Source organism: Nonomuraea sp. NPDC050643 (genome assembly GCF_040654715.1).
Lineage (GTDB): Bacteria > Actinomycetota > Actinomycetes > Streptosporangiales > Streptosporangiaceae > Nonomuraea.
The window spans coordinates 49,149-68,369 of sequence record NZ_JBFAIM010000031.1 but is presented as its reverse complement, the minus strand read 5'-3'; the positions used below and the strand labels follow the sequence as shown (position 1 = coordinate 68,369).

Genomic DNA, 19,221 nt, shown 5'->3' with positions numbered 1-19,221 from the left:
CCCCTGATGAACACCGTCGTCTCCACGATCGTCATCGCCGGTGCGCTGCTGCTCATGCTGGCGAGCCTGATCGTCGCCGTTCGCGACCGCCCGATGGGCATGGTGCTGCTGGTCGGCTTCGCGCTGCTCGAGGTGGCGGTGCTGGTGCAGGCCGGCTTCGTGATCGTGGCGGTGTCGGGCGGTCAGGGGCCTGACGAGAAGGCCACGCTGTTCGGCTATCTCATCGGCGAGGCGCTGATCCCGCCCGCCGGGGTGTTCCTGGGGCTGGCCGAGCGGAGCAGGTGGGGGCCGGCGATCCTGGTCGTCGCGGGGTTCGCGGTCGCGGTGATGAACGCCCGGCTGCTGCAGATCTGGCAGGGCGTGGCATGACCACCTCCATCGGCGCCGGGCCCGGTCGTGCCCTGATCGCGGTCTACGGGCTGTTCTCGCTGGCCGCCGGGGCGCGGGCGGGCGTGCAGATCGCCACGAGGTTCGGGGAGGCGCCGCTGGCGTACGCGCTGTCGGCGTTCGCGGCGCTCGTCTACATCGTGCTCACCGTCGCCCTCTGGCGCGGCGCGCGCCGGCTCGCGCTGGTCGCGCTGGGCATCGAACTGGCCGGTGTGCTGATCATCGGCACCGCCAGCGTCCTCGATCGGGCCGCCTTCCCCGACGAGACCGTGTGGTCCGCTTACGGCAAGGGTTACCTGTTCATCCCGCTCGTGCTGCCCCTCGTGGGCCTCTACTGGCTGTGGCGGCGGCGTTAACCGGCGGCGTACGCGGGCAGTGGCTGATCCCATGAGCACGATCGAGCACTCCGAAGATGTCAACGTCCCCATCAAGGTCGCCTATGACCAGTGGACGCAGTTCGAGAGCTTTCCCGAGTTCATGGAGGGCGTCGAACTGGTCAAACAGATCAGCGACACCCGTACGCACTGGGTGGCGGAGATCGCCGGCGTGAAGCGCGAGTTCGACGCCGAGATCACCGAGCAGCACCCGGACGAGCGGATCGCCTGGCGCTCCGCCGAGCGGCCGCATCACGCCGGTGTGGTGACCTTCCACCGGATCAGCGACGGCACGACCCGGGTCACGCTCCAGATGGAGTACGACCCCGAGGGCTTCGTCGAGACCGCGGGCGACTGGCTGCAGCTCGTCCGCCTGCGCGTCGTCGGCGACCTCAAGCGCTTCAAGGAGTTCGTCGAGTCGCGCGGCGGAGAGACCGGCGCCTGGCGCGGCGACGTGCCCGGCCCGCACCAGCGCGGCGACGTGCCCGGCAAGCACGAGCGCGGCTCCATGTACGGCGACGGCGACGACCGGGTCCCGCCCGGCACCGTGGGCGGCAACGACCTCCACCCCGGTGGAACGCTCCCGCCTCCCGGCCCCGTGCCCCCGCGCAACGAGCCGCCGGAGGGCCCCCGCCCCGTCCTGTGATGTCCACGAGACCCCCGGAACCCGGTTCCGGGGGTCTTGCCATGCCCAGGAATAAATGGACATTTCGGTCCTGTTAAGGTGGTGATTCGTCCCATGATTTGATGAGTGGAGGATTTCCCCCGCATGACTGTGCTCGCCCAAGAGTCCCGAGGCAGAACCACGCCCCTCGCCTGGCTCCTCGTGCTGGGGATCGTCCTCGCCGCGCTCAACCTGCGCACGGCCGTCACCAGTGTGGGGCCGCTGCTCGACCAGCTCTCCGGCGCGCTCGGCATGACGAGCGTGGGCACGGGCCTGCTGACCACGCTGCCCGTCCTGGCCTTCGCCAGTGTAGGCGCGGTCACGCCCACCCTGGCCCGGCGGATCGGCGAGCACCGGCTGCTGCTGCTCGCCCTGGTCACGCTGGGCGCGGGCCTGCTGGTCAGGTCGCTGGTCGACTCGGCCCCCGTGTTCCTGCTGAGCAGCGCGGTGGCGCTGTCCGGCGGCGCCGTGGGCAACGTGCTGATCCCGACGCTGATCAAGCGTCACTTCCCGGCTCGCACCGGGATCATGACCACCGTCTACACCACGGCCCTGGCGGCGGGCACCATGCTGGCCGCCGCCGCGACCGTGCCGATCGAGCGCGCGTCGGGGGACTGGCACATCGCGCTCGGCGTGTGGGCGGCCCTGGCCGCCGTCGCCGTCATTCCGTGGCTTGCGCTGCTGCGCAGTGAGCCGGAGCGGGACACGGGCGGCCGGGACGCGGGCCTGCGGCAGATGGTGGGCAGCAGGCTGGCCTGGATGATCGCGGTCTACTTCGGCACGCAGTCGATGATCGCGTACATCATGTTCGGCTGGCTCGCCACCATCCTCACCGACGGCGGCTACACCACCCCGCAGGCCGGGCTCGTCCTCGGCGTGTTCACCGCGCTCAACATCCCCGTCTCGATCGCCGTCCCCATGATCGCCTCGCGCTTCCGCGACCAGCGTCCCATGGTGGTCGGGCTCGTCGCCTTCTACGCGGTCGGGTTCCTGGGGCTGTGGCTGGCGCCGGCGTCCACGGCGATGGTGTGGGTGGTGTTCGTGGCCGTGGGGATGGGGTCGTTCCCGCTGGCGCTGATGATGCTGGCGCTGCGCACCCGTACGCCGGAGACCACGGCCGCGCTGTCGGCCTTCGGGCAGAGCGCCGGATACCTCATCGCCGGGGCCGGCCCGCTGCTGGTGGGCGTGCTGCACCAGGCGACCGGAGGGTGGGCGCTGCCGTACGCGCTGATCTTCGTGGTCCTCGTCGCCCAGCTCCTCACCGGCCTGTACGCCGGCCGCGACCGCTACCTGGAGGACGAACGCCTGCTGCGAGGATGACCGGGTGAACTCGACCCTCGTCACCTTCCCCGGCGGCCGGACCAGCGGCCGCTCCCCGATCGTCGGGACCGTGCCGGTGGGGGGCCTGCACGGTCTCGTCGTAGCCGAGACACCCTTCCATCCCCTCGACCACACCTGGCCCGACCAGCCCGCCGACCGGGGCACGATCGGGGGCCTGCCGGTCGTCGACTGCGTTACAGGGGCCCAGTCGAAGACCGGTGAGGTCCTCCTCGGCGAGGCGGTGCCGGCCAGGCGCGGCGACGAGGACTGGGAGTGGCTGGTGGTCCACGTGACGCCGGCCCCGCTGCCCGTGGGGTCCGAGGTGGACCTGGAGGTGGACGCGGACTTCCGCGCCGCGCTCTCGGCCGGCCACACGGCCTGCCACCTGGCCGCTCTCGCCCTCAACGCCGCCCTGGCCGGCCGCTGGCGCAAGGACGTCAGGCCCGACGCGCTCGGGCATCCCGACTTCGACCAGGCGGCGATCACCTCGTCGCGGATCGGGCCGCACGGGAGCGTGGACGTCTACCGGCTGGGCAAGTCGCTGCGCAAGAAGGGCTTCTCGGGCGACGACCTGGACCCGGCGCAGGTGGCGCGGCAGGTGAACGACCGGCTGGAGGCATGGGTGGCCGCCGACGCCCCGGTGCGGGTCGACGTGCCGGGGCCGGGACTGACGGCCCGCCGTACGTGGCGATGCTCGCTGCCCGAGGGTGAGGCGTCGATCCCGTGCGGCGGCACCCATGTGAGCGGCACGGCGGAGCTGGGCCGGGTGGAGGTCGCGTTGTCGCTGGAGGACGCGGCCCTGACCATGCGCACCACCTGCGGGAACTGAACCAGGCCGGACGAATCCGTCAGCATGTGTTGACAAGCGGGTGCTTGTCAGCACATGCTGACGCCCATGAAGGCAACGCAACTCGCCGAGGCGGCCACCGACCACGACCCCGGGACCGGCCTGGCTGCGGTCGCCGCGCTCCGGGCCCTGCTGGAGGAGCTCGAGGCGATGCACGTGTCGAACGCCCGCGCCCAGGGCTGGTCGTGGGAGCAGATCGCCGACGCGCTCGGGGTCCGGCGGCAGTCCGCCCACCGCAAGCACGCGCGCAGGACGGGGAGGTAGGAGCAGGTGATGTTCGCCAGGTTCACACAGGACGCCCGCCGGGCGGTGGTCAGAGCGGGGATCCACGCGCTCGACGCGGGACGACCGGCGCTGGAGGCCGATCTCATGCTGCTGGGGCTGGCCGAGGTCAGGCCGTTCTCGCTGCCGTCCTTCACCGTCTCGGCGGCCGACGTGCGCGAGCGCGTGGCCCCCGGTGACGCGCGCGCCCTGCTCGCCACGCTGGGCATCGACCTCGACGAGGTGCGCCGCCGTACCCGGGCCGGCGCGGACGACCCCGGCCTGTGGCGCCTGCGCCGCTCCCGCGTACGCCCGCTCCGCGTGACCCTGTACGGGCCGCTCGGGGAGATCCCGCTGGCCATGCACGCCAGAAAGGTGATCGAGGTGGCGAGGTGCCGGCCGGGCCCGGTCACCGGGGAGCGGCTGCTGTGGGGCCTGCTCGCCGACCACTCCAACGGCGCCGCCAGGATCCTGTACGACTCCGGCGTGAACCTGCGGCGGCTGGTCCGCGAGGCCGGCATCCTGGCCCGCCAGGCCGCCTGAGCCGCAGGTCCGCGAGGCCGGCCGCCCGAGCCGCAGGGCCGGCCGCCCGAGCCGCAGGGCCGGCCGCCCGAGCCTCAGACGGGCGTGAGGTGGCCGATCTTCTCCGGGTTGGCGAGCAGGTAGATCGTCTCGATCCTCCCGTCGAGCACCATCAGCGAGATGACCGTGATCACCCGCCCGCCGGCCGAGATGACGACGGCCGGGGCGTTGTTCACCACGGCCGTCCCGATCGACAGCCCCTCGATGTCCGCCATGCCGATGGAGGCCATGAAGCGGGCGATGTTCGTGGGCGTGTTGATGGACATCAGGTAGCGGCCGACGTTCTCGGCGCCGGTGATGACCCGCAGCGCCGCCCTGGCCTTGCCTCCGCCGTCGCTGACGACCGTCACCTGGTCGGCGAACAGCGCGATCAGGGCGTCGAGGTCGCCGCCGGTCGACGCGCTGATGAACCGCTCGGTCATCCGCCGCCGCTCGCCCCTGTCCACCTCGAACCGGGGTCGCTTGTCGCGTACGTGGTCCCGCGCCCGCCGCGCCAGTTGCCTGGTGGCCGGCTCGGCCCGCCCGATGATCTCCGCGATCTCGGCGAACGGCAGGTCGAACGCCTCCCGCAGCACGAACACGGCCCGCTCCAGCGGTGACAACGTCTCCAGCACGACCAGCAGCGCCAGCTCCACCGAATCGGCCAGCTCGGCCCGCTCGGCGCCGTCGGGCCCGGTGCTGATCGGCTCGGGCAGCCAGGGCCCCACGTACGACTCCCGCCGCGACCTGACCCACCGCAGCCGGTCGATGGCCAGCCGCGAGGTCACCCTGACCAGGTACGCCTTGGGATCCTCGACGCCCTCCTGGTCCACTCCCGACCACCGCAGCCAGGCCTCCTGAACGACGTCCTCGGCGTCGGCGACGCTGCCGAGGATGCGGTAGGCGACTCCGATCAGCAGGCTTCGGTGGTCCTCAAAGGTCGGCATAGACCCTAAGACGTACCACGGGGCCTGGGCGTGACACGAACCCTCCGGGACTCCGATACACTTGGTGATCGCAAGGGGCTATGGCGCAGTTGGTAGCGCGCCTCCATGGCATGGAGGAGGTCTGGGGTTCGAATCCCCATAGCTCCACCCCTTTCTCGCTCAGCACACGGGCTCGTCGTACAACGCGAGCTCTTCCTCGTCAGGGGCCTCGAAGACAGGCGTCCAGCGTTCGAGCAGCTCCCGGGTGATCGGTACCGTGCCGGGGGCGCCGCTCTCGTTACGGTGCTTCAGGCGGCGTCACAGCTCCTCCATCGGGACCTCCAGATAGCGCAGCTCCACGGCCGCCCCCAATGCGCGGACGGCCAGGTGGCGGGCGAGGGTGGTCTTGCCCGCGCCGGGCAGGCCGCAGAGCAGGATGAGGCGGGATGCGGGCATACGGTACCTTTCGGTGCCCAAGGTCTCGATGGCAGGAGCCTCGTAATTGGTGATCATCGCTCAGGAGACGTCGTTCGACGAAGCCGAGATCTTCGCGCTGTACGACTCGGTCGGCTGGAGCGTCTGGACCCGGGACATCTCCCGAGTGTGCCGGAGCCTGTCGAACTCGCATCTCGTCATCACCGCCAGGGACGAATCCGGGCGGCTGCTCGGCCTGGCCCGGACCGTGTCCGACGATGAGATGATCTGCTACGTCCAGGAGCTGCTGGTCGACAAGGGGTTTCACGGTCAGGGCATCGGGCGGCGGCTGCTCGGGCACCTGATGGAGCGCTACGCGCACTGCCGCTACTTCATGCTCACCACCGATCACGAGTCGACCCCGGAAGGGCCGGCCAACCACGCCTTCTACCGGCGGCTCGGGATGATCGAGCATCACGAGCAGGGGCTGTCGGCGTTCGGGCTGCGCGTGGACGACCCCTGAGGGTCAGGGTAGGAGAAGCCGGCTGAGCGTCTCCGGGAGGTCGTCGCGGTTCTGCGGCGTGACCTCGACCAGGTCGGCCTCCAGGCGCGGGCGGGTGCGCTGGTGGACCGTGGCGACGATCGGGAGCCCGGCCGCGAACAGGGCTGCGCACTGGGGCATGAAGGCCGGTGACAGCAGCTCCATCGGGCCGATCTCGTCGATGAGCGTGACCGCGCCCTTCGCCTCCAGCGCCTGCTCCATGGCCGGCAGCGCGATGCGTTCGAAGGCGGGCACGTTGACGCCGTAGCGCCCGATCCGGGGACCGGAGACCCAGGAGCGGTGGGCCATGACGGCCCGGTGGCCGGCGAAGTCCGCCACGGCGAAGCCCGTCCGCTGCCCGTGCTCGCGTATTTCGTCGCTGAGGAAACCGCAGACCGGTGTGCCCGCCTCGCGCAGCAGCCCGGCGAGGCGGCGGATCACCGTGGTCTTGCCGGTCCGGGGCGGGGCGGTGAGGAGGATGCGCGGCCGCGACACGGCTCCAGGATGACAGAACCGCCGAGAGGTGGGCCAGCAAAGTGCTCACAGAGTGAGCGCTTTGTGCGGGAGAATCGCCGGTATGCGAGCTGATCGACTGGTGGCCGTCCTGCTGCTGATGCAGGCGCGGGGGCGGGTGACGGCGGGGGAGCTGGCCGAGGAGCTGGAGGTGTCCGTCGCCACCGCCCGGCGGGACCTCGAGGCGTTGTCCGCTGCCGGGATCCCGGTGTATCCGCAGGCGGGGCGGGGTGGCGGGTGGTCGCTGCTGGGCGGTGCCCGTACCGATCTGACCGGGCTCACCGCGCACGAGGCGCAGGCGCTGTTCCTGCTCGCCGGCCCGGCCGCGGCCGCCGCCCCCGAGGTCAAGTCCGCCCTGCGGAAGCTGCTGCGGGCGCTGCCGCAGACGTTCAGGGCCGACGCGGAGGTGGCCGCCGCGGCCGTGGTGGTCGATCCCGCGCGCTGGGGCGAGCCGGAGAAGGGGCGGCCCGAGCTGGTGGAGGTGCTGCAGGCGGCCACCGTGCGGCGCCGCCAGGTCAGGATCGGGTACGAGGGGCGCCGCGGCGAGCGTACCGAGCGGGTGGTCGATCCCTGGGGGCTGGTGGACAAGGACGACGTCTGGTATCTGCTGGCCGGGACCGAGCGGGGCCAGCGGACCTTCCGGGTCGATCGGATCTCCGGGGCCACCGTGCTGGAGACGGAGTTCGAGCGGCCCGGCGACTTCGAGCTCACGCGGGCCTGGGAGCGCGTCGTGGACGAGATGGAGCGGCGGCGCTCGACGGTCTCCGCCACCGTGCTGATCTCCGCCCGGTTCCTGCCGATCCTGCGAGACCACTTCGGCCGCCACTGCCACGTCGAAGGCGAGGAGGCGGACGGACGGGTCAGGGCGCGGGTGGCGGCGCCGATGCCGCTGACGATCGCCGAGCAGCTCGCCGGCTGGGGCGCGCGGGTGGAGGTGGTGGAGCCGGAGGAGGTCAGGGCCGAGCTGGCCAGGATCGGGCGGGAGCTGGCCGGGCGCTACGGATAGCCCTCACGGGAGTGAGGCCGACAGGGCCGCGTGCTCCCAGCGGATCTGCTCCCACGCCTGCTCCACGTGCCGCCGCTCCGTCGCCGTGCCCCCGACGGCCACGCGCAGCACCACCCGGCCCGCGACCCTGGTGTGGGTCAGGTAGAGAGATCCGCTCGCGTTGAGCAGCTCCATCAGCCGCGTCGTGGCCCGGTCCGCCTCGTCCGGCCCGAGCCCCGGCCACACCGGGCGGAAGCACACGAGCCCGAGCGGGTGCGGCTCGTGCAGGTCGAACCCGGGGTCGGCGGCGATCCACGACGCCAGCTCCTGAGCCAGGCCGACACTCTTGCGGATGTGCTCGCGCAGCCCCTCGGCCCCGTACCAGCGGATCACCGACCACAGCTTCAGCGCCCTGAAGCGCCGGCCCAGCGGCACCTGCCAGTCCCGGTAGTCGACGACGGAGCCGGCCGAGGTGGCGGTGTTCCTGAGGTATTCGGGCAGAATGGACAGCGCGCCCAGCAGCGGGGCCCGGTCGGCGGTCCAGAGCACGGTGCAGTCGAAGTTGGTGAGCAGCCACTTGTGCGGGTTGGTCGAGTAGGAGTCGGCGTGCTCGCCCACGCCGTCGTTCAGCCAGCGGAACTCGGGGCAGACGGCCGCGACCCCGGCGTAGGCCGCGTCGACGTGCAGCCAGAGGCCGCGCTCGCGGCACACCTCGCCGATGGCCGGCACCGGGTCGATGGCCGTGGTGGAGGTGGTGCCCACCGTGGCGCACACCATGGCCGGTACGGTGCCCGCCGCCTCGTCCTCGGCCAGCGCCGTACGCAGCCGGCCGGGGTCCATGGCCAGCGTGACCGGATCGACGTCCACCACCCGTACACCGGCCGCCCCCAGCCCCGCGATCCGAGCCGCCTTCTCCAGTGACGAGTGCGTCTGGGAGGTGACGTACAGCGTGTAGCGCCGGTCGATCCCCTCGGCGGCGACCCGCCCGCCGCCGGCCCGGTGCAGCGCCGCGAGCAGCGCGACCAGGCACGCGCTCGACGCCGAGTCCTGGATGACGCCGCCGCCCCTCGCGTCGGTGCGGAAGTGCGCCGGCAGGCCCAGCAACTCGGCCAGCCAGTCCACCACCACGGTCTCCAGCTCCGTGCACGCCGGGCTGGTCACCCAGAGCATGCCCTGCACGCCGAGCCCGCTGGACAGCAGGTCGCCCAGGATGGCGGGGCCGCTGCTGTTGGAGGGGAAGTAGCCGAAGAAGCCGGGATGCTGCCAGTGCGTGACCCCGGGCAGCAGGATCCGCTCCAGATCCGCCAGCACGGCCTCGAAGGGCTCGCCCCGCTCGGGCGGCCCCGACGGCAGCGCGCGGCGGATCTCATCGGGCTTGACCTGGGACATCACTGGATAGGACTCGATGCCCGCGAGGTAGTCGGCGATCCAGTCGACGACCTGCCTGCCGTGGCGGCGGAACTCCTCAGGAGTCATGTGAGGGCTCATTCGCCCACTCTGATCCCGCCACGGGCATCGCGAAAGGGGGAAAAGTGGACGGGCCGGAGGCTTCCACCTCCGGCCCGTTCTATCTCAAGCGGTCGTGAGACCGCCGAGTGTCAGTAGTGCCGCGGGTAGCGCCCGCCGCCGAACGTCTTGCCGACATGGAAGCCGCCGGGCAGGCGGACCGTGACGTGACGGCGGCCGTCGGGGGTGGTCGAGACATGGAAACGCCGGTTGCCGTAGCTGTGGCCGACACCGTGCCGCGACAGGTTGATCCGGAACGGCCCGACCTTGATTGACTTGCGGTAGTGCCAGCCCATGTCCCTCCTCCGCCCCCCGATCTGGGATCGTGCGCTCACCCTGGACAACGGCCGGCACGATGGCCGAGTTCCCGGCGCCGGTGTTCGCTTCGGTCAGGGTCGCCCGGCCTCCGCGATCGCTTCGGTCAGGGCGTCGAGCGCGGCCGGGTAGGCGCGTTCGGAGGGGGCGGCGTACCCGATGAGCAGGCCCGGTCGCCCCCGTTCGTGCCAGAGCGGGGAGGCGGGGCGCAGGGCGATGCCGCGGCGCTCGCAGGCGTCGAGCAGCACGGACTCGCCCGGCCCGGCCTCGGGCAGGAGGAAGAGACCGCGGAGCCCGGCCGCCACGCCGGGCAGCTCCGCGTCCGGCAGGGCCGCGGCGAGGCGGGCGCGCAGCAGGTCGCGGCGGCGCCGGTAGCGCAGGCGGGCGGCGCGGACGTGCCGGTCGTAGGCGTGGGTCTCGATCAGCCTGGCCAGGACGAGCTGGCCGAGCGCCTCGGTGTGGATGTCGGCGTGCAGCTTGGCCTCGGTGAGCGGGCCGATCAGGGCGCGCGGCACCGCCATCCAGGCCAGGCGCAGCGCGGGGGCGAGCGTCTCGGAGGTGGTGCCGAAGTAGACGACCTGGTCGGGGGCGGTGCCCTGGAGCGCGCCGACAGGCTGGCGGTCGTAGCGGAACTCCCCGTCGTAGTCGTCCTCGACGACCAGGCCGCCCCACTCGCGCAGCGCGTGGCGGCGGCGCGGGTGCAGGGGGACGCCCATCGGGTACTGGTGCGCGGGCGTCACGATCGCCGCCGCCGTGGCGGAGGTGAGCGTCTCGGCCCGCGCGCCCAGCTCGTCCACCGGCAGTGGGACGACGTCGTGCCCGGTACGGCGGACCACCTCGCGGTAGAAGTCGTGCCCCGGGTCCTCCATCGCGATCGGGCCCTCGACGACGGCGGCCAGGAGGTTGAGGGCCTGGACGAAGCCCGTGGTGACCAGGATCAGGTCCGGCGTGGTGACGACCCCGCGGGTCCTGGCCAGGTAGCCGGTGAGCGCCGCCCGCAACTCGATCCGGCCGCGCGGGTCGCAGAGGCCGAAGACCTCGGCCGGCGAGGTCGCGAGCACGTGGCGGGTGGCGCGCAACCAGGCGCGGGCCGGGAAGGCGGACACGTCGGGCCGCCCCGGGCGCAGGTCGTGCACGGGCGCGGCCGGTTCCTCGGCACCGGCGCAGGAGCCGGTGGGCGGGTACGCCCCGCCCACGACCTCCGTCGCCGAGCCGGGCCGGGTCGCCAGATAGCCCTCCGCGACGAGCTGGTCGTACGCCGCGCTCACCGTGCCGCGCGACAGCCGCAGCTCGGCGGCCAGCGCCCGGGTGGAGGGCAGCCGGGTGCCGCGCGGCAGCCGCCCGTCCCTGACCGCCTGCCGCAGCGCGTCCTCGAGCGCCCGCCGCCGCCCGCCCCACGAGGCCGGCTCCAGATGCAGGTCCACCCCGGAACCGGCCCAATCTTTCGTCATGAAACCGGATCTTACGTGTGGTCCGGAAGGCGCCTACCGTGGGCGGAAAAGGAAGGATCACCTTCATGATCGTGATCGCTCACCTGAGTGACATCCACATCGGCGCCACCCCCGAGAGCGTGGGCCGCGCCGACGCCGTCATGCGTTACCTCGATGCCCTGCCCGGCGACCTCGACGCCGTCCTCGTCACCGGCGACATCGCCGACCACGGGCTGGCCGAGGAGTACGAGAGCGCCGCCAAGGTGCTCACCTCCCGCCACCCCGTCCTGGTCGGCCCCGGCAACCACGACGTCAGGGGCGAGTTCCGCCGGGTCCTGCTCGGCGAGGAGCCGGCCGTCGGCCCCGTCAACCAGGTGCTCCGCACGGCCGGCGCCGTCTACGCGATGTGCGACTCGTCCATCCCGGGGCAGCCCGCGGGCCATCTGGAGGACGAGACGCTCGCCTGGCTGGAGGGCGTGCTCGGCGGCACGGAACTGCCGGTGTTCGTGGCGTTCCACCATCCGCCGGTGCTCCTGCACAGCCTGGTCGACGAGATCAGGCTGCACCGGCACGAGCGCCTCGAAGAGCTGATCGCGGACCACTCCAACGTGCGCGCCGTGCTCGTCGGCCACGCCCACACGGCCGCCGCGACCACGTTCGCGGGGCGTCCGCTGCTGGTGGGCGGGGGCGTGGTGTCCACGCTGAAGCTGCCGTGGGAGGGCGGCACGACGATCGGCGCGTGCGCCGACTACGAATGGCCGCCGCTGATCGCGTTCCACGTGCTCGACGACGGGGGCCGGATGACCACCCACTACCGCGTGGTCCCGTAGGGGGCGGGCCTCCATCGGAGGAGGCCCGCCCTGGGCGGTCAGCGTTCGGTGAGCTTGACGAACGTCACCGAGTGGGCGGGGAAGTCGTAGGTGAAGGCCGCGGAGAAGCCGTCCATCCGCCGCTCCACCGGCGCCACCCGGTCGGGCTCGGCGATCGAGTTCGTGTCGGACGGCTCGCCGGTCAGCGTGGTGACCGTGGCCGTGGACCGGACGCGCGCGGCGCCGAGGTCCACGCTGCCGCGTACCGCGGTGTCCTGCGCGTTGACGACCTTCAGCGTCACGTTCTTCCCGTCCCTGGACACCACCTGGTAGAGCGGCTCTACCGTGGCGCTGTCGATGAACTCGTTGACCTGCTGCCCGTCGATCCAGGTCGTGATCCTGCGTCCGCTGACCTGGATCCTGAGCCGGTAGTCGCGGCCGGTCTCGACGGTGTGGGCCGAGGTGGCGATCGAGGACTTGCCGCCGTTGACGGCCTTCTCGATAGCCGACTGGGTGTTGCCCCAGCCGCCGACGTTCCACCAGTAGAAGTTGCCGGTGTCGCGCACCCCGAACATCACCAGGAAGCCCTCCGCGCCGGAGGTCTTCCTCGCGGTCACCTCCATCGTGTAGTTCGACCAGTCGGCCGAGCCCGTCGTGGAGCGGGCGTCCTCGACGAGCGCCGTCTGCGCGTAGGCCCCGTCCTGTACGGCCCAGGCGCCCAGGCCGGGCGTCCACCGGGACGCGCCCGCGGCGAAGTCGTCCGACAGCAGCACGGTGCCGTCGGCCGCGGTGACCCGCACATCGTCGTACCTGACGGCGGTGTTCCACGCGCCGAGGCCGACCGCGCCCTTGATGTCCTCGACGGGCCGAGCCTCGCCCTCGAACGTGCTCGGCAGCACCCGGTCGCCCACGTTGGTGGAGAACAGGCGCTGGACGTGGTAGCTCGGCGACCCGTACGCCTGGTCGTTGTCGAACCAGATGAGGTCCGGCGTCCAGTCCACGTAGTCCACGTTGGCCAGCAGCGGCGCGTACGACGTCAGCTCGACCACGTCCGAGTTGCGCTCCAGGCCCGTCATGAACGACGCCTCCGCCAGCGCGTTGGAGAAGGCGTTGCCCCGGGAGGCGTACTCGCCCACGAACACCTTGGGCCCGGCGCGGTCATAGGTGTCGTAGCGGTGGTTGTTGGCCAGGAACCAGCTCGGGCTGTTGTAGTAGTGCTCGTCGACCAGGTCGGCCTTCTGGTCGCGGGCGAACTGCCACATCCGGTCGAACCAGGCGCCCTGCGACGTCTGGCCGGAGTTGCTGATGATCTTGATGGACGGGTGCTTCGCCCTGATCGCGTTCGCGAACTTCGGATAGTTGGTGAAGAACTCGGGATAGATCTCCTCGTTCCCGAGCCCGATGTACTCCAGCCCGAACGGCCGTGGATGCCCGAGCCGGGCCCGCTTCTTGCCCCACTCCGACGTCACGGGCCCGTTGGCGAACTCGATCAGGTCCAGCGTGTCCTGCACCCACCGGGCCAGCTTGGCCTCGTCGGTCAGCGGCCGGTTCTCACCGCAGCCGTTCACGCCCACCGACAGCACCGGCAGCGCCTCGGCCCCGATGTCCTCGGCGAACTGGAAGTACTCGTAGTAGCCGATGCCGTAGCTCTGGTTGTAGCCCCAGAAGTTGAAGTTCGTGGGCCGCTCCTCGACCGGGCCGATCGTCTCCTTCCACTGGTAGATGCGGCGCCGGTCGCCGGTCTCGGCGTAGGGCTCGTACGTGCCCACGTTGGTCACGCAGCCGCCGGGGAAGCGCAGGAATCGCGGCTTCAGGTCCGCGATCATCTCGGCCAGGTCGCTCCGCATGCCATGCCCCTTGTACGTCTCACGCGGGAACAGCGACACCATGTCCAGGTCGGTCCGCCCGGCCGGCGCCTGCACCACGAGCCGGCCCGCGTCGGTGGTGGCCGACGCCGTGAACGAGGCCCGGTACCTGGCCCAGCCGCCCGCCTTGACCTGGAGGATGGCCCTGCCGAGCACGGCCGTGCCGCTCTCGACGGTCACCGTCAGCGGGGCCGCCTGCGCGCGGCGGGCCCACAGCGACAGGTCGTACCGCTCGCCGGCCTTCAGCGGCACGCCGCGGTTGAACCCGGCGTTGCTCATCCCGGCCGTGCCGTCGCCCGCCACCTCGAGTCGCAGGTAGTTGCGGTTGCCGGTGTTCAGCGGGTCCTCGCCGGTGACCGCCGGGGTGACGGTCGCGCCGCGCTCGGCCTTGCTCCACGCGGTCAGCCCGGTGTAGGAGGGCTCGTCGACGGCGTTGAACTCGAACGAGCGGTTCTGCACCAGCTCGGCGTAGAGCCCGCCGTCGGCCGCGTGGTTGATGTCCTCGTAGAAGACGCCGTACAGGTCGGGGCCGACCTTGGTGCCCTTGGCCCTGGTGTCCACGGTGAGCTCGCCCGTGCCGTAGCCCTCGATCCGGAACCTGGCCGCCTCCGTCCCCATGACCAGCCGACCGTCGCTGATCGCGACGTTCCGCCCGCCGTAGGACACCGTGACCTTGCCGCCGCCCGCGTCCCTGAGCTCGAAGACCGACCCGGTCCCGCCCAGCCGAACAGTGGCAGAAGCTGTGCCCGCCGCTGTGCCCGCCGCTGTGCCCGCCGCCTCCAGGTACTTGCCGCTCGCCAGGTCCTTGAGCCGCACCCCGCCGGTGCCGGGCTCGGCGGTGAAGGCCAGGTTGGTCATCCCCGCCTTCGCCGAGGCCCGCACCGCCCCCGACCTGTCGGCCGACAGGTACGGCAGCGTCGCCGCCCGCAACGTGAACGGCCCCGCCGGCACCACCGTCTCGCCCGCCGCCGCCTTGATCGCGAGGTAGTCGAAGTCCGCCCGCATGGACGTGCCGTTCTGCGCAGACAGCCCGAACAGGCCGACCTGCCCGACCGTGAGCGCGGCGGTCATCCTGGACGCCTGCACCCAGGCCGCGCCGTCCCAGTAGGAGGAGACGAACTCGTCACCGGTCCTGGCCAGCTTGATGATCTCGGCGGTGGAGCCGGGCCTGGCCGCGAAGGCCGAGCTGAAGGCCGCGCCCACCTCGGTGGCCGTCTCGATCACCGGCCCGCCGGCGAACCCGACGTGGGCCGGCCCCGCGCGGACGTAGTTGTCCCAGTCCTGCCAGGCCAGCAGGCCCGCGCTCTGGTAGTCGAGCGTGACCGGCGCGCTGAGCCTGGTGACCACCTCGAAGTCGCCGTCGGGGACGTCCACGAGGAAGAGGTTCCTGGCGTTGTTGGTGGCCTGGTGGGTGTCGCCGGTCAGCGTGTCCAGGTGGAGCGCGCCGCCCGACAGGCTCCAGCGCGAGCTGTCGGGCGACAGCACCGTCCAGTCCTCGCCGAGCGTGGTGCCGTCGAACTGGTCCACGACGGCCCCTTCGGGAATGGGCTCGGCCAGCGCGGCGGCCGGCTGAGCCACCATCAGACCCGCCAGGAGCAGGGCCGATAAGGCGATTCGCGACATGAGTTGGGGGGCTCCTCAAGAGTTGTTAGCGTTAACATAGAAGTGAGCGTTAACAACGGCGATCCGCGACAAGTTAAGGACCGCACACCGGCCCCGTCAAGGGGTTGGGCGCGTAACCCGACCGTAATGAAGGGCCCCTTGACGGGACCCGTTGTTAACGTTCACAGTCGGGGCCAAGCCAGGAAAGGAGCACGGCTGTGGGATCCAGCCTGGAGCGCCGACTGCCGGTCATGGCCGATGTGGCCAAGGAGGCGGGCGTGTCGCATCAGACGGTCTCCCGTGTGCTCAACGATCATCCGAATGTGCGCAGCGAGACCCGGACGCGGGTGCTCGAGGCGATCGACAAGCTCGGCTACCGCCGCAACCTCGTCGCCCGCGCACTGGTCACCAAGCACTCCAGAACGCTCGGAGTGGTCAGCTTCGACACCACGCTGTACGGCCCGGCCAGCACGGTCTACGGCATCGAGCGGGCGGCCAGGGCGGCCGGCTACTTCGTCAGCATCGTCAGCCTCAAGTCCATCGACAAGGCCGGCGTGCGCGATGCCCTCGACTACCTGGCCGACCAGGGCGTGGACGGGATCGTGGTGGTCGCGCCGCAGCGCTCGGCCGCCCAGGCGCTGGCCGACCTGCCGCTCGGCGTGCCCACCGTGGCCGTCGAGGGCGGCGAGGCGGGCGACGTCTCCGTGGTCTGCGTGGACCAGGTCGCGGGAGGCAGGCTCGCCACCGAGCATCTGCTGTCGCTGGGCCACGAGACGGTCTGGCACGTCAGCGGTCCCTCCGACTGGCTGGAGGCGGAAGGGCGCGTGGCCGGGTGGCGGGCCGCGCTGGAGCAGGCGGGCCGCGAGGCCCCGCGACCGCTCGCCGGGGACTGGAGTCCGCGCTCGGGATACGAGGCGGGCCGGAGCCTGGCGAGCCTGAGGAACGTCACGGCGGTGTTCGTCGCCAACGACCAGATGGCGCTGGGCGTGCTGCGGGCGTTCATCGAGCAGGGGGTGAGAGTGCCCGAACAGGTGAGCGTGGTCGGTTTCGACGACATCCCCGAGTCGGAGTTCTTCTCGCCGCCGCTCACGACCATCAGGCAGGACTTCGACGCGGTGGGCAGACACAGCATCGAGGTGCTCGTGCGGCAGCTCGAAGGCGGTCCACAGGAACGGGAGCGGCTCGTGGTGCCGCCCACGTTCGTCGCCAGGGTCAGCACGGCCCGGGCTTAGTGCCGTACAGGAAGGCAGGTAGCGCTGGCGCCCGCCCTGGGATGTTAGCGTTCACATCAGAAGGGAACCCCCCACGTGTTAAAGAGGATCTCGGCGCTCGTGGTGGCCGGGCTCACCGCGATGTCGGTGGCGGCATGCGGCAGCGGCAGCGGTGGCAGCGGCGGTACGAGCGGCGGCGGTGACTCGATCACCATGGGCTTCTCCCAGGTCGGCGCGGAGAGCGGCTGGCGGACCGCGAACACCAAGTCCGTCCAGGACTCGGCCAAGAACGCGGGCGTCACGCTCAAGTTCTCCGACGCCCAGCAGAAGCAGGAGAACCAGATCAAGGCCATCCGCTCCTACATCCAGCAGAAGGTGGACATCATCGCCTTCTCGCCGGTGGTGGAGTCGGGCTGGGAAACGGTGCTCAAGGAGGCCAAGGACGCGAAGATCCCGGTCATCCTGACCGACCGCGCCGTGGACTCCCCGGACACGAGCCTCTACAAGACCTTCCTGGGCTCGGACTTCGTCGAGGAGGGCAAGAAGGCCGGGCAGTGGCTGGTCGAGGAGTACAAAGACGCCACCGATCCGGTCAACATCGTCGAACTGCAGGGCACGACCGGCTCGGCGCCGGCCAACGACCGCAAGGCCGGCTTCGCCGAGGTCATCGGGGCGGAGTCGAAGTTCAAGGTCGTGGCCTCGCAGACCGGCGACTTCACCCGGGCCAAGGGCAAGGAGGTCATGGAGGCCTTCCTGAAGTCCAACCCCGACATCGACGTGCTCTACGCGCACAACGACGACATGGGCCTGGGCGCCATCGAGGCGATCGAGGGCGCGGGCAAGGTGCCCGGCAAGGACATCAAGATCATCACCGTGGACGCGGTCAAGGACGGCATGCAGGCGCTCGCCGACGGGAAGATCAACTTCATCGTCGAGTGCTCGCCGCTGCTCGGCCCGCAGCTCATGGACCTGGCCAAGAAGGTCCTCAAGGGTGAGCAGGTGCCGCCCCGCGTGGTGACCGAGGAGACCACGTTCACCCAGGAGCAGGCCAAGCAGGTCCTGTCGACCCGTCAGTACTGATCCACCCCGTTCCGGGGGACCTCCCGCCGAAGCGCGGGGTCCCCCGGACGGGCGAGGAGGACGCCAGTGGAAGGGAAGGACGAATGGCTGTACCCGCGCCGGTCCTGACGATGAGCGGGATCGGCAAACAGTTTCCGGGGGTGAGGGCCCTGGACGGCGTGGACCTGCGGCTGCTGCCCGGCGAGGTGCACGCGCTCATGGGAGAGAACGGCGCGGGCAAGTCCACTCTGATCAAGGTGCTCACCGGCGTCCACCCCGCCGACGCGGGCACCATCGAGCTGGGCGGCGCGCCCGTCGCGTTCGGCAGCCCCCTGGAGGCGCAGCAGGCCGGCATCAGCACGGTCTACCAGGAGGTCAACCTCTGCACGAACCTCTCGGTGGCCGAGAACATCCTGCTCGGCCGCGAGCCGCGCCGCCGGGGCCGCATCGACTGGAAGCGCATGCGGGCCAGGGCGGGGGAACTGCTGTCGCGGCTGGAGCTGAGCCTGGAGGTGTCGGCGCCGCTGTCGTCGTACTCGCTGGCGATCCAGCAGATGGTGGCCATCGCGCGGGCGATCGACATCGACGCCCGGGTGCTGATCCTCGACGAGCCCACCTCCAGCCTGGACGCCGACGAGGTCGCGCAGCTCTTCAGGGTGATGCGGCGGCTCAAGGAGGAGGGCATCGCGATCCTCTTCGTCTCCCACTTCCTCGACCAGATCTACGAGATCTCGGACCGCATGACGATCCTGCGCAACGGCCGGCTCGTGGGCGAGTACCTCACGGCCGAGCTCCCGCAGGTCGAGCTGGTCGCCAAGATGATCGGCCAGGAGCTGGCGGCGCTCGAACGGCTGCACGGTGAGGCGAAGGTGTTCGACCGGCCCCTGGTGCAGGCCCGTGAGGTCGGCCGCACCGGGGCCATCGAGCCGTTCAGCCTGACCATCCACGAGGGCGAGGTCGTGGGCCTGGCGGGGCTGCTCGGCTCGGGCCGTACGGAGGTCGCCCGGCTGCTGTTCGGCGCCGACCACGCGAGCACCGGGGAGATCGTGGTCGGCGGGTCGCCGTCGTCGTTGCGCACGCCGCGCGCGGCGATGACGCAGCGGATCGCGTTCTGCTCGGAGAACCGCAAGGCCGACGGGCTGATCCCGGACCTGACCCTGCGCGAGAACATCATCCTGGCCCTGCAGGCCACCCGGGGGTGGACCAGGCCGGTGCCGCGCGAGCAGCAGGACGAGCTGGTCGACAGGTACATCAAGGCCCTGAAGATCAGCCCGCCCAACCCCGAGCACCTGGTACGCAACCTCAGCGGCGGCAACCAGCAGAAGGTCGTGCTGGCCAGGTGGCTGATCCTGGAGCCCCGGCTGCTCATCCTGGACGAGCCCACCCGGGGCATCGACGTCGGGGCGAAGACCGAGATCCAGCGGCTGGTGGCGGAGCTGTCCGACGGTGGCATGGCGGTGCTGTTCATCTCCGCCGAGCTGGAGGAGGTGCTGAGGCTCAGCCACAAGGTCGAGGTGCTGCGCGACCGCCGGCTGGTGGCCGAGCTGCCCAACGACGACCGGCTCACCACGGACGTCCTGATGGAGACCATCGCGAGCGGAGGGCGAGCAACATGATCGCGAGCGGAGGGC

Annotated in this window: 20 protein-coding genes and 1 tRNA gene; 14 read left to right on the top strand and 7 right to left on the bottom strand. The window is 71.3% G+C overall.

Translation table 11 applies throughout. The features are described from left to right. Nucleotides 1-6 precede the first annotated feature (6 nt). The 7 genes from AB0I15_RS34970 (at nucleotide 7) to AB0I15_RS34940 (ending at nucleotide 4,396) form a co-directional block, all read left to right on the top strand. Nucleotides 7-369, top strand: a complete 363-nt coding sequence (locus tag AB0I15_RS34970) for a hypothetical protein (RefSeq protein WP_358105054.1) — start codon at nucleotides 7-9, stop codon at nucleotides 367-369. Continuing rightward, complete coding sequence (locus AB0I15_RS34965) at nucleotides 366-743, top strand: hypothetical protein (RefSeq protein ID WP_358105051.1); 378 nt, start codon at nucleotides 366-368, stop codon at nucleotides 741-743. The genes AB0I15_RS34970 and AB0I15_RS34965 overlap by 4 nt, the downstream gene beginning before the upstream one ends. 31 nt (nucleotides 744-774) lie before the next feature. Continuing rightward, nucleotides 775-1,407, top strand: coding sequence for an SRPBCC family protein (locus AB0I15_RS34960; RefSeq protein ID WP_358105048.1), 633 nt, complete (start codon nucleotides 775-777; stop codon nucleotides 1,405-1,407). Nucleotides 1,408-1,530: 123 nt separating this feature from the next. Continuing rightward, nucleotides 1,531-2,745, top strand: coding sequence for an MFS transporter (locus AB0I15_RS34955; RefSeq protein ID WP_358105044.1), 1,215 nt, complete (start codon nucleotides 1,531-1,533; stop codon nucleotides 2,743-2,745). 4 nt (nucleotides 2,746-2,749) lie between these two features. Then, nucleotides 2,750-3,574, top strand: a complete 825-nt coding sequence (locus AB0I15_RS34950; RefSeq protein ID WP_358105041.1) for a metal-dependent hydrolase — start codon at nucleotides 2,750-2,752, stop codon at nucleotides 3,572-3,574. A 66-nt stretch (nucleotides 3,575-3,640) separates the two neighbouring features. Then, the gene (locus AB0I15_RS34945) at nucleotides 3,641-3,856 is read left to right on the top strand and encodes a helix-turn-helix domain-containing protein (protein WP_358105038.1); all 216 of its coding nucleotides are present in this window, start codon (nucleotides 3,641-3,643) and stop codon (nucleotides 3,854-3,856) included. 9 nt (nucleotides 3,857-3,865) lie between these two features. Further along, the gene (locus AB0I15_RS34940; RefSeq protein WP_358105035.1) at nucleotides 3,866-4,396 is read left to right on the top strand and encodes a Clp protease N-terminal domain-containing protein; all 531 of its coding nucleotides are present in this window, start codon (nucleotides 3,866-3,868) and stop codon (nucleotides 4,394-4,396) included. 74 nt (nucleotides 4,397-4,470) lie between these two features. Here AB0I15_RS34940 and sigJ read toward each other — a convergent pair whose 3' ends face one another. Next, nucleotides 4,471-5,361: an RNA polymerase sigma factor SigJ gene (gene sigJ / locus AB0I15_RS34935; protein ID WP_358105032.1), complete on the bottom strand. Its 891-nt coding sequence runs from the start codon at nucleotides 5,359-5,361 to the stop codon at nucleotides 4,471-4,473. A gap of 74 nt (nucleotides 5,362-5,435) precedes the next feature. Between sigJ and AB0I15_RS34930 the strand changes: the two genes are divergently transcribed. Beyond that, nucleotides 5,436-5,508 (top strand) — tRNA-Ala (locus AB0I15_RS34930). A 150-nt stretch (nucleotides 5,509-5,658) separates the two neighbouring features. Here the strand turns inward: AB0I15_RS34930 and AB0I15_RS34925 are convergent. Then, nucleotides 5,659-5,796 carry an AAA family ATPase gene (locus AB0I15_RS34925; protein WP_358105028.1) on the bottom strand — a complete coding sequence of 46 codons (138 nt, stop codon included), beginning with the start codon at nucleotides 5,794-5,796 and terminating at the stop codon, nucleotides 5,659-5,661. 49 nt (nucleotides 5,797-5,845) lie between these two features. On the opposite strand from AB0I15_RS34925, the gene AB0I15_RS34920 reads away from it, so the two are divergent. Next, nucleotides 5,846-6,277 (top strand): GNAT family N-acetyltransferase, encoded by a 432-nt coding sequence (locus tag AB0I15_RS34920; RefSeq protein ID WP_358105222.1) that lies wholly within the window; start codon nucleotides 5,846-5,848, stop codon nucleotides 6,275-6,277. Nucleotides 6,278-6,280: 3 nt separating this feature from the next. Here the strand turns inward: AB0I15_RS34920 and AB0I15_RS34915 are convergent, their stop codons facing one another. Continuing rightward, a complete protein-coding gene (locus tag AB0I15_RS34915) occupies nucleotides 6,281-6,790 on the bottom strand; it encodes a nucleoside-triphosphatase (protein WP_358105025.1) in 510 nt (169 codons plus the stop codon). 82 nt (nucleotides 6,791-6,872) lie between these two features. Between AB0I15_RS34915 and AB0I15_RS34910 the strand changes: the two genes are divergently transcribed. Then, nucleotides 6,873-7,814: a WYL domain-containing protein gene (locus AB0I15_RS34910; RefSeq protein WP_358105022.1), complete on the top strand. Its 942-nt coding sequence runs from the start codon at nucleotides 6,873-6,875 to the stop codon at nucleotides 7,812-7,814. A gap of 3 nt (nucleotides 7,815-7,817) precedes the next feature. Here the strand turns inward: AB0I15_RS34910 and AB0I15_RS34905 are convergent, their stop codons facing one another. The 3 genes from AB0I15_RS34905 to AB0I15_RS34895 form a co-directional block, all read right to left on the bottom strand. Then, nucleotides 7,818-9,269, bottom strand: a complete 1,452-nt coding sequence (locus AB0I15_RS34905; protein WP_358105019.1) for a pyridoxal-dependent decarboxylase — start codon at nucleotides 9,267-9,269, stop codon at nucleotides 7,818-7,820. A 122-nt stretch (nucleotides 9,270-9,391) separates the two neighbouring features. Beyond that, a complete protein-coding gene (locus tag AB0I15_RS34900) occupies nucleotides 9,392-9,595 on the bottom strand; it encodes a DUF4236 domain-containing protein (RefSeq protein ID WP_358105016.1) in 204 nt (67 codons plus the stop codon). 93 nt (nucleotides 9,596-9,688) lie between these two features. Further along, nucleotides 9,689-11,065, bottom strand: coding sequence for a PLP-dependent aminotransferase family protein (locus tag AB0I15_RS34895; RefSeq protein WP_358105013.1), 1,377 nt, complete (start codon nucleotides 11,063-11,065; stop codon nucleotides 9,689-9,691). A 65-nt stretch (nucleotides 11,066-11,130) separates the two neighbouring features. On the opposite strand from AB0I15_RS34895, the gene AB0I15_RS34890 reads away from it, so the two are divergent. Next, entirely contained in the window at nucleotides 11,131-11,874 is a 744-nt protein-coding gene (locus tag AB0I15_RS34890) for a metallophosphoesterase (RefSeq protein ID WP_358105010.1), read from the top strand. A 38-nt stretch (nucleotides 11,875-11,912) separates the two neighbouring features. Here AB0I15_RS34890 and AB0I15_RS34885 read toward each other — a convergent pair whose 3' ends face one another. Beyond that, entirely contained in the window at nucleotides 11,913-15,341 is a 3,429-nt protein-coding gene (locus AB0I15_RS34885; RefSeq protein WP_358105007.1) for an alpha-L-arabinofuranosidase C-terminal domain-containing protein, read from the bottom strand. A gap of 230 nt (nucleotides 15,342-15,571) precedes the next feature. Here AB0I15_RS34885 and AB0I15_RS34880 point away from each other — a divergent pair, with 230 nt between their 5' ends. The 3 genes from AB0I15_RS34880 to AB0I15_RS34870 all read left to right on the top strand — a co-directional run bounded on the left by AB0I15_RS34880 (nucleotide 15,572) and on the right by AB0I15_RS34870 (nucleotide 19,206). Further along, nucleotides 15,572-16,552, top strand: coding sequence for a LacI family DNA-binding transcriptional regulator (locus tag AB0I15_RS34880; RefSeq protein WP_358105220.1), 981 nt, complete (start codon nucleotides 15,572-15,574; stop codon nucleotides 16,550-16,552). A 75-nt stretch (nucleotides 16,553-16,627) separates the two neighbouring features. Further along, nucleotides 16,628-17,611 carry an ABC transporter substrate-binding protein gene (locus AB0I15_RS34875; protein WP_358105004.1) on the top strand — a complete coding sequence of 328 codons (984 nt, stop codon included), beginning with the start codon at nucleotides 16,628-16,630 and terminating at the stop codon, nucleotides 17,609-17,611. An 83-nt stretch (nucleotides 17,612-17,694) separates the two neighbouring features. After that, nucleotides 17,695-19,206, top strand: a complete 1,512-nt coding sequence (locus AB0I15_RS34870) for a sugar ABC transporter ATP-binding protein (protein ID WP_358105001.1) — start codon at nucleotides 17,695-17,697, stop codon at nucleotides 19,204-19,206. Nucleotides 19,207-19,221 lie beyond the last annotated feature (15 nt).